The 7768-nt window shown below is 44.1% G+C and carries 7 protein-coding genes and 1 tRNA gene; 3 read left to right on the top strand and 5 right to left on the bottom strand.

Annotation, left to right across the window (positions count from 1 at the left end):
• Positions 1-196 precede the first annotated feature (196 nt).
• A complete protein-coding gene (locus BGL89_RS13050) occupies positions 197-532 on the bottom strand; it encodes a hypothetical protein (RefSeq protein ID WP_286826066.1) in 336 nt (111 codons plus the stop codon).
• A gap of 134 nt (positions 533-666) precedes the next feature.
• Here BGL89_RS13050 and BGL89_RS13045 point away from each other — a divergent pair.
• A tRNA-Cys gene (locus BGL89_RS13045) sits at positions 667-737 on the top strand.
• Between the two features lie 48 nt (positions 738-785).
• Here the strand turns inward: BGL89_RS13045 and mtnB are convergent.
• Positions 786-1403: a methylthioribulose 1-phosphate dehydratase gene (gene mtnB / locus BGL89_RS13040; RefSeq protein WP_286826065.1), complete on the bottom strand. Its 618-nt coding sequence runs from the start codon at positions 1401-1403 to the stop codon at positions 786-788.
• Positions 1404-1642: 239 nt separating this feature from the next.
• Between mtnB and BGL89_RS13035 the strand changes: the two genes are divergently transcribed.
• Positions 1643-2023, top strand: a complete 381-nt coding sequence (locus BGL89_RS13035; RefSeq protein WP_150976954.1) for a hypothetical protein — start codon at positions 1643-1645, stop codon at positions 2021-2023.
• Between the two features lie 10 nt (positions 2024-2033).
• On the opposite strand, the gene BGL89_RS21285 is transcribed toward BGL89_RS13035, so the two are convergent.
• Together BGL89_RS21285 and BGL89_RS13030 are read right to left on the bottom strand one after the other, a co-directional pair.
• Complete coding sequence (locus BGL89_RS21285) at positions 2034-2231, bottom strand: hypothetical protein (protein WP_353743935.1); 198 nt, start codon at positions 2229-2231, stop codon at positions 2034-2036.
• 148 nt (positions 2232-2379) lie between these two features.
• On the bottom strand, positions 2380-3813 hold the full coding sequence (locus tag BGL89_RS13030) for a TM0106 family RecB-like putative nuclease (RefSeq protein WP_286826064.1): 1434 nt from the start codon (positions 3811-3813) through the stop codon (positions 2380-2382).
• A 280-nt stretch (positions 3814-4093) separates the two neighbouring features.
• On the opposite strand from BGL89_RS13030, the gene BGL89_RS13025 reads away from it, so the two are divergent.
• Entirely contained in the window at positions 4094-5308 is a 1215-nt protein-coding gene (locus BGL89_RS13025; RefSeq protein WP_286826063.1) for an aminotransferase class V-fold PLP-dependent enzyme, read from the top strand.
• 152 nt (positions 5309-5460) lie between these two features.
• Here BGL89_RS13025 and gyrB read toward each other — a convergent pair whose 3' ends face one another.
• Positions 5461-7383 (bottom strand): DNA topoisomerase (ATP-hydrolyzing) subunit B, encoded by a 1923-nt coding sequence (gene gyrB, locus BGL89_RS13020; protein WP_008197359.1) that lies wholly within the window; start codon positions 7381-7383, stop codon positions 5461-5463.
• Positions 7384-7768: the final 385 nt, after the last annotated feature.

Below are 7768 nucleotides of genomic sequence, written 5' to 3'. Positions count from 1 at the left end.
GTCGAAATGTCGTGCTTTGCTGTTTTATACTGGTCGGGGTTTCATCCCGTCGCGCTCAAGCGAGGGTCTTCACCCCGACATTCAAGATAAATAAGCTGTTGACTATCTAAATTACTTGTTAAGACTGTCTATGAGCGCCAGAGCTGCGGAGCAGGGAGAGCTTTTTTTGTGATAGCTAAAAAACCCCCTATCCCTGCTATTCATACAAAATCTCATCAAAACAAGCTTCTCCCACACTCGATAAAGTTCTAGCGGCAGCTTTATCGGTTTTCGACTTCTGCACGAGGGTGCGGAATTGCTGTAGATTGTAACGAGCTTGGAATTTTTTAATCGTGCAGTCGCATAGGTCTTTTGCCACATCAGCAGCTAATCCCTCCGCGCGCGCTCTTTGTAAACATTCTTGACGATAACTGTCGAAAGTCGTGGCAGTATTAGAACTTTGGCTAAGGTAAACGGCATTATTAGCCTGTAATGGAAAGTATAAAGCCAATAAACCGATAAAATTTAGTAAATATCTTTTATTTCTCATCATAATTGCTTTTTAAAGCCTGAAATACCCCACTAGATTAGAGAACGGCTGCATAAATTATAGATCGATCGCTCAACTCTTGGGTTCCACTCTTGGCAAACTGCCAACTGTTATGCTATGATTGATATTTATTGATCGGCGCCATCGCCAAGTGGTAAGGCAGAGGTCTGCAAAACCTTTACCCCCAGTTCGAATCTGGGTGGCGCCTTGGAAAATGTCGGCAATCTTTTCCTGATTGCCTTGTCTAATTGAAGGTTTACCAAGGTTTTACTTGATAGGCTGCCACTAGATAACGAAAAATATACTCAACTATCTCTAAATAATTCTCGGTAGTTTCTAGAGACTCACCCCACACCGTCACGCCATGGTAAGAAATCAGTAAAGCGGGAATTTCTGGGGGGAAAGTTGAGAATCTACTTTCTATTTCTGCGGCAATTTTCGGCACATCGAAATAGTTAGCAAAAACCGGCATAAATACTTGAGGATTTTCTACCCAAACACCTAAACCTTTCAACATTTCTAAGGGAGGTAACGATAACTTGTCCTCGCGAGCAAAACGGGAAACTAAATTCGCTTCCACCGAGTGGACATGATAACAAGCTTGTGCTTGGGGAAAGAGACGATAAATCACCTGATGAATGCTAGTTTCGGCCGAAGGACGATTATCTCGATGAGCTAATTCTCTGACTTTTCCCGTCAGATCCACGCGCACAAAATCCTCTTCTGTTAGTTTACCTTTACTTTTGCCACTGGCAGTAATCCAAAAACTATGATCATCAACTTTAGCGGATAAATTACCCGCCGTGCCAAGCATCCAACCCAGTTGATAAAATCTTCGGGCAGCTGCCACTAGAGACAGACGATGATCGCTCATGGTTTTTAGAAATATGGTGGATAGGTATCGACCTATTATAACAAGTTGAAGCGAGCAGACGACCCACTCGCCAGCAGATTTGGTGAGGATGTCAATCTGGATAATCTCGATCAAAACTAAACCCAAAGCAGAAGAGAGGGAGGACCCGGTGAGTCAAAAAGAAGATTTAACCGTGGCAATGTGTTAGGAATGTGTTAGGTTAAAGATAATTGCAGCTTTGATGAATCGAGGGTTGAGCCGTGAATAACAACTTTTTCCGCAGCTATTCTGTCAATGATTCTGGTTTGGGTTGTTTCTTATCTTTGATTTTAGTCGGATTGTTGTTAGGCTCGATCGGACTGGGTTGGTTAGTCAATAGTTTTTTAATTCTCGTGGCATTCCTAATAATTTCTCCTGTGATTGCTTGGGGGATTTTTCGCTGGTGGTTGCGACGGAATTTAGTTGAAGATAGCTGTCCCGTCTGTAGCTACGAATTTACGGGTTTTAATCGCACGGAATGTCAATGTCCTAACTGTGGTGAACCGTTGAAAGTGGAAGGGGGTAAGTTTATTATTCTCACCCCTCCCGGGACGATCGATGTACAAGCGATCGAAGTACCTACCGGACAGTTGGAAGATTAAGGTCAAACCATTACCATCTAGGCACGCGCACCAAACTGAAAGCGGGGGATCTGAATTTTAACAATAACAGCAGTCCCAACAGGTGAATTGACCAATGAGCGAGAATTAAGCCCCAAATAATTGCGAAAATTAAACTACTAACGGCAAGAGCTTTAAAAATATCATTATCGGTCTTTTGATACCAGAGAAGACTAAGGAAGGAAAGCAGTAGGAGTAGAAGCGGAAAAAGTGGGGAGAACATGGGGATCACCATTGGGTGAGGGGACTGTCTTCACATCCATAGCCTATCATTTTCCCTTTACGGCTACGGGTAGCAGCGGCTACATTCCCCCCCTATTTGTCATAAATCTTTAGAATCAAATTAAAAAGTTTACAAGCCAATCTTTTAGTATAAAGGTGGCGCGACAATCATCCTCATTGTAACGCAAAATAGCCGCCAATAAAGTCCGATCTCCTGTTTTTAACCACTGGTCATACCACCAAACGCATTGATCCCCGCTTACTCCTCGATCGCGCCATTGAAAGCCAATCCAGTTAGCGAGGGATTTTAAAGAATAACTTTCCACGGGAAAAGTTACCGAATTAACTACATGATAGTGCAGATCAAAACAGCGAGAAACTAACTGATTAATCAAAGAAGAAGGAGTTTTATAAAGATAACCTAATCGCTTAATTGTTTCTACTTCGTACTCAGAAAAGTGAAAAATTGGTGCTTGATAATCCTGCATGACTAAGGTTAAAAATTCCTGCCAAATCCTGCCTTCATCTTCCGGCTTTTCTGCCAAAAAGGGATAAAATTGCTGGGTATTAACTCGATAATCAACCCGTAAAATCCCCAAAAGATAATCTAAATTCTGTTCTGGTTCCGCTTCGATGTCAAAATAAAATTCAATCTCGGCCTTCGGTAGGGGGGACAAATAAGCAGTTTTCCCGTTGCTTTTGCGAAAGGCCCGATTTTCAATAATTGCTTGGGCCTGTAATTGTAACTGATTAGCCACCTCTACCCCCATCCCCTCCCCCATACGGGTAGGACAGGTAAGCGCAAGGGATGCCATGGTGGAAACCCCCAAAGACTGTAAAAATTGGTAACGACTAGGAGTCACCCCCGGGACTAAAGAAAGATGTTGACTCGCTTGAGCAATACCATAACAGTGACTATACCAATGACATAAACTGCAACGCTGACGCGAGATAAAAACTTCTGGTTCTTGGCGATTAATCACCATTTCGCCGAACTTTTTGATTATTTCCTCTAGTTTAGTTAACCAGAGATTCAATTCCACCCGATAGCGATTATGACGACGTAGGACAATTTCCCCATAACTGGGAAAAACTCCCTGCATACTGGCTAATAAATAGGCGTAAAAAGTAGCCAGCATTTTATATTCAGGCTTAGGACGGCGACCGAGTTGAATATTGAGGGGATAATAAACCCAATCGCCAAATTTCGACTCTCCTGCCTGTTTAATTAATAAATGCGGGGAACCGGTTAAAGAGACGGGATAGGCAGATTGTAAAAGGACTCCGTGATAAATACAGGGTACACCCCGACCCATCAAAGCTTCCGTTTCCCTAGCGGCGGCCAAAATATCAGTGCTGGGGGTAGTCAGGGAACAATAATCGGGATAGGAGTCTTGCAGGACTTTTTTAACGTGACTTTGACTCTCTCGGCGCAATTTAAGCAAAAAATCGCGCTCAGGGTCTTTTTCTTGGCTATTGCCGTAGAGATTTAAAAATGCACGGCGTTGACAACGTTGGTAGTCTAGAAGTAGATCATCGGTCAGTAGCATTCTATACAAGGAGAAAAGTTAAGCTTTCCTGGACCAGTGAAGTAAAGTAAAAAATAATAAACTAAAAAAAGAAAACATTCCCAAGTATGTTTCCTCTACTTTAATACTATTGTGACAATTGCGACTTAATCCGTCGATAGAATTCAGCCGTCGGTCGTCAGGAAGTGGGGAAATGGGGAAATGGGGAATTCAACTAAAACCCTAAAACCCCAAAACCCAACACCTTCTAACTGATAATTGATAATTGATAACTGATAACTGACCCCCCATCTTGCCGCTTATGCAGAATTTAGACGAAAATACCCTCGATTGCGCCGTTAGTAAACCGGATTTGGCCGAACAAAGACAGGAATTTCGGGGACTTAGCAATAAAGTTTATTTTAATTTCGGTGGTCAGGGAACCTTGCCCAAGGCGGGATTAGAGGCGATTATCGATGCCCATAATTTTCTCCAACAACAGGGGCCTTTTTCAGGACGGGTAAACGATTGGATTACCGGAAAAACGGAACTTCTCAGGCAAGAAATGGCTCAGGAATTGGGAATTAGCCCTAAGAATCTCTCTATCACCGAGGATGTCACTGTAGGCTGTAATATCGCCCTCTGGGGAGTTGATTGGCAAGCGGGGGAACATATTTTACTAACCGATTGTGAACACCCCGGAATTATCGCCACGGTTCAAGAAATTGCCCGTCGTTATCATCTGGAAATCTCCACTTGTCCTATTCGGGAAACTTTAAACGGCGGCAACCCGATAGAAGTGATTTCGGCCCATCTACGTCCAAAAACTAGGGTTTTGGTGGTTAGTCACGTTTTGTGGAATACTGGACAGGTTTTACCTCTCAAGGAAATCTCGCAACTTTGTCATGATAATTCTGTCACCGAAAAACCCGTTTTAGTGGTGGTGGATGCTGCCCAATCCGTGGGTTGTTTGCCCTTAGATTTAAGCGCTACTGCCGCCGATTGTTATGCTTTTACGGGTCATAAATGGTGGTGTGGACCGGCTGGTGTGGGAGGATTGTATATTCGTCCCGAAATTTTCCCTAGTTTACAGCCCACTTTTATCGGTTGGCGCAGCATTGAAACAGATAGCCGAGGACAGCCTATCGGTTGGAAACCGGATGCCAGACGCTTTGAAGTGGCCACTTCTGCCTATCCCCAATTTGAGGGTTTAAGGGCAACTATTGCGGTACATAATGCCTGGGGTGATGGGGGACAAAGATACGAAAAGATTTGTCAATTAGCGGCTTATCTTTGGGGGGAATTAAAGACGATTAAAGGGGTGAAATGTTTAAAAAATTCTCCGCCGGAATCCGGTTTAGTTTCCTTTCAAATTGACTCGGCCATCACCCCACAAAAGTTAGTGCAACAGCTAGAAAAACAAGGGTTTTTACTGCGAACTCTCCTCGACCCCCTCTGTGTGCGTGCCTGTGTTCATTATTTCACTTTGCCCTCAGAAATCGAGCAGTTAGTAGCAGCTATCCAAAAGTTAGTTTAACAAAAATGTGGCAGGGGAAGTCCCCACCCTCAGCCAGCGTAGCGGATTGGGGATGCGCCGAGTGCCTCCTTTCCGCTTGCTCAAACCCTAACTGGATTTAGGGATATGATCGGGCTGTATTAGCCTAGACTAACACAGCCCCAAGTTACCTTTTAAATGTCCAAATCCGTAAGATTTAAACGCGATCCGTGGGTTTCGATAAATTCTCGCCGGGGGGCAACTCGATCGCCCATAAGAATCGTAAATAATTCCTCTGCTTTGGCTGCGTCTTCGATTTCCACCCGTTTTAAAGTGCGAGTTTCGGGATTCATGGTAGTATCCCAAAGTTGTTGGGGCATCATTTCTCCTAACCCTTTAAAACGTTGGATTGTGTAGTTAGCATTGGAGGGAAATTCCGCTATCTTTTGCTGTAATTCTCGATCGCTATAGCAGTAGGAATGATTTTTACCGCGTTCCAATTTATAGAGAGGAGGACAGGCGATATATACATAACCTTGGTCAATTAAATTCTTCTGATAACGATAGAAGAAAGTTAACAACAAAGTTCGGATGTGTGCGCCATCCACATCAGCATCAGTCATTAAAACAATGCGATGATAGCGCAATTGTGAGGGGTCGAAATCTTCTCCTTTAATCCCTAAACCGAGGGCCGTAATTAAGGATTGAATTTCCGTATTTTTGTAGATTTTGGCATCATCGGTTTTTTCGATATTGAGGATTTTTCCCCGCAGAGGTAGAATCGCTTGAAAACGACGATCGCGCCCCTGTTTGGCACTTCCGCCGGCGCTGTCACCTTCGACGATGTAAATTTCTGACTTTTCTGGGTCTCTTTCGCTACAATCAGCCAATTTACCCGGTAAAGGTGAGGATTCCAAGACCGATTTCCGTCGTACTAAGTCCCGCGCCCGTCGGGCCGCTTCCGCCGCCTTGTACGCTTGTACTGCTTTTTCGATAATCGTGTCGGCCACTTGGGGATTTTGTTCTAAGTATTCGTTGAGAGTTTCCCCCACCAGCGAATCAACAATACCCCGGACTTCGGTGTTACCCAATTTGGTCTTGGTTTGTCCCTCAAATTCCGGTTCGGGGACTTTTACGGAAATAACGGCGGTTAAACCCTCGCGGACGTTTTCCCCCGCTAGATTAGGCTCGTTTTCTTTAATTTTATTGCGTTTACGAGCGACATTATTTAATGTACGAGTCAGAACTGCCTTTAATCCTTCTAGATGGGTTCCCCCGTCAATGGTGCGGATATTATTAGCAAAACCGAGAATATTGTCGCTATAGGCATCTATACACCACTGAAACGCCACTTCGATATTAATTCCGTTCTTTTCCCCCGATACATAGATAATATCTTTGTGCAGGGTTTCTTTTTCCCGACACATATAGGCGACGTATTCTTTAATACCCCCCTCATAACAATAGGTTTCGATGTGGGGTTCTTCGGGACGGTAATCGCTAAAGGTGATTTTAACACCCGCATTTAAGTAGGCTAGTTCTCGTAAACGTCCAGAGAGGGTACTGTAATCAAATTCGATGCCTTGGCTAAAAATTTCGGTGTCCGGCAGGAAATTAACCCTAGTTCCCGTTTTTTCCTCTTGACTGGGACTGCTGACCAATTCTGTGACGGGGATACCTCTTTCGTAGCGTTGGGTATGTACTTTATGATCGCGCCAGACTGTGACATCGACCCATGCAGAAAGAGCATTAACGACGGAAATCCCGACTCCGTGTAACCCTCCCGACACTTTATAACCACCACTGCCAAATTTACCGCCGGCATGAAGTATAGTGAGAACGGTTTCTAGGGCAGATTTACCCGTGGTCGGGTGAACATCGGTGGGAATACCCCGGCCATCGTCGGTGACACTGACGGAACCATCGGCCTTGATATCCACTTCGATATGAGTACAGTAACCCGCTAGGGCCTCATCGATCGAGTTGTCCACCACTTCATAGACTAAATGATGTAGTCCCCGCGGACCAGTCGTACCGATATACATCCCCGGCCGCTTCCTGACTGGTTCTAACCCTTCGAGAACTTGTATCTGTTCCGCGCCGTAGTTACTTGTCATAAAATTTCCCTAAAAAGGCTGTGATCCCTGATTGAACCTAAATGAATGGCAAAATCTTCAAAAATTTTAGCACATAAGGGTTAAAGACTGCTTAAGTGCCTTTAGGGAGAATTTTTTATTGGGTGTGGGGTGTTGGTCAGTAATCAGTGAGCAGTAATCAGTGAGCAGTAATCAGTGAGCAGTAATCAGTGAGCAGTAAACAGTGAGCAGTAATCAGTGAGCAGTAATCAGTGAGCAGTAATCAGTGAGCAGTAATCAGTGAGCAGTAAACAGTGAGCAGTAAACAGTGAGCAGCAGCAATTCTCATTTTGAAACGATTTTGCGTTGTTTCAGCGATCTAGAGATTCGTTAAAGAATTTTAACCCCTCTAGGTGCAAGGGTTTTA

Origin of the sequence: Microcystis sp. LSC13-02 (genome assembly GCA_002282935.1) — a bacterium.
Taxonomy (GTDB): domain Bacteria; phylum Cyanobacteriota; class Cyanobacteriia; order Cyanobacteriales; family Microcystaceae; genus Microcystis.
This window is presented reverse-complemented; position numbering and strand designations above follow the sequence as displayed.

Bases quoted from the DNA above. Each gene is read 5' to 3' on its own strand.
- BGL89_RS13050 (WP_286826066.1), bottom strand. From the start codon at position 532: ATGATGAGAAATAAAAGATATTTACTAAATTTTATCGGTTTATTGGCT.
- mtnB (WP_286826065.1), bottom strand. From the start codon at position 1,403: ATGAGCGATCATCGTCTGTCTCTAGTGGCAGCTGCCCGAAGATTTTAT.
- BGL89_RS13030 (WP_286826064.1), bottom strand. From the start codon at position 3,813: ATGCTACTGACCGATGATCTACTTCTAGACTACCAACGTTGTCAACGC.
- BGL89_RS13025 (WP_286826063.1), top strand. From the start codon at position 4,094: ATGCAGAATTTAGACGAAAATACCCTCGATTGCGCCGTTAGTAAACCG.
- gyrB (WP_008197359.1), bottom strand. From the start codon at position 7,383: ATGACAAGTAACTACGGCGCGGAACAGATACAAGTTCTCGAAGGGTTA.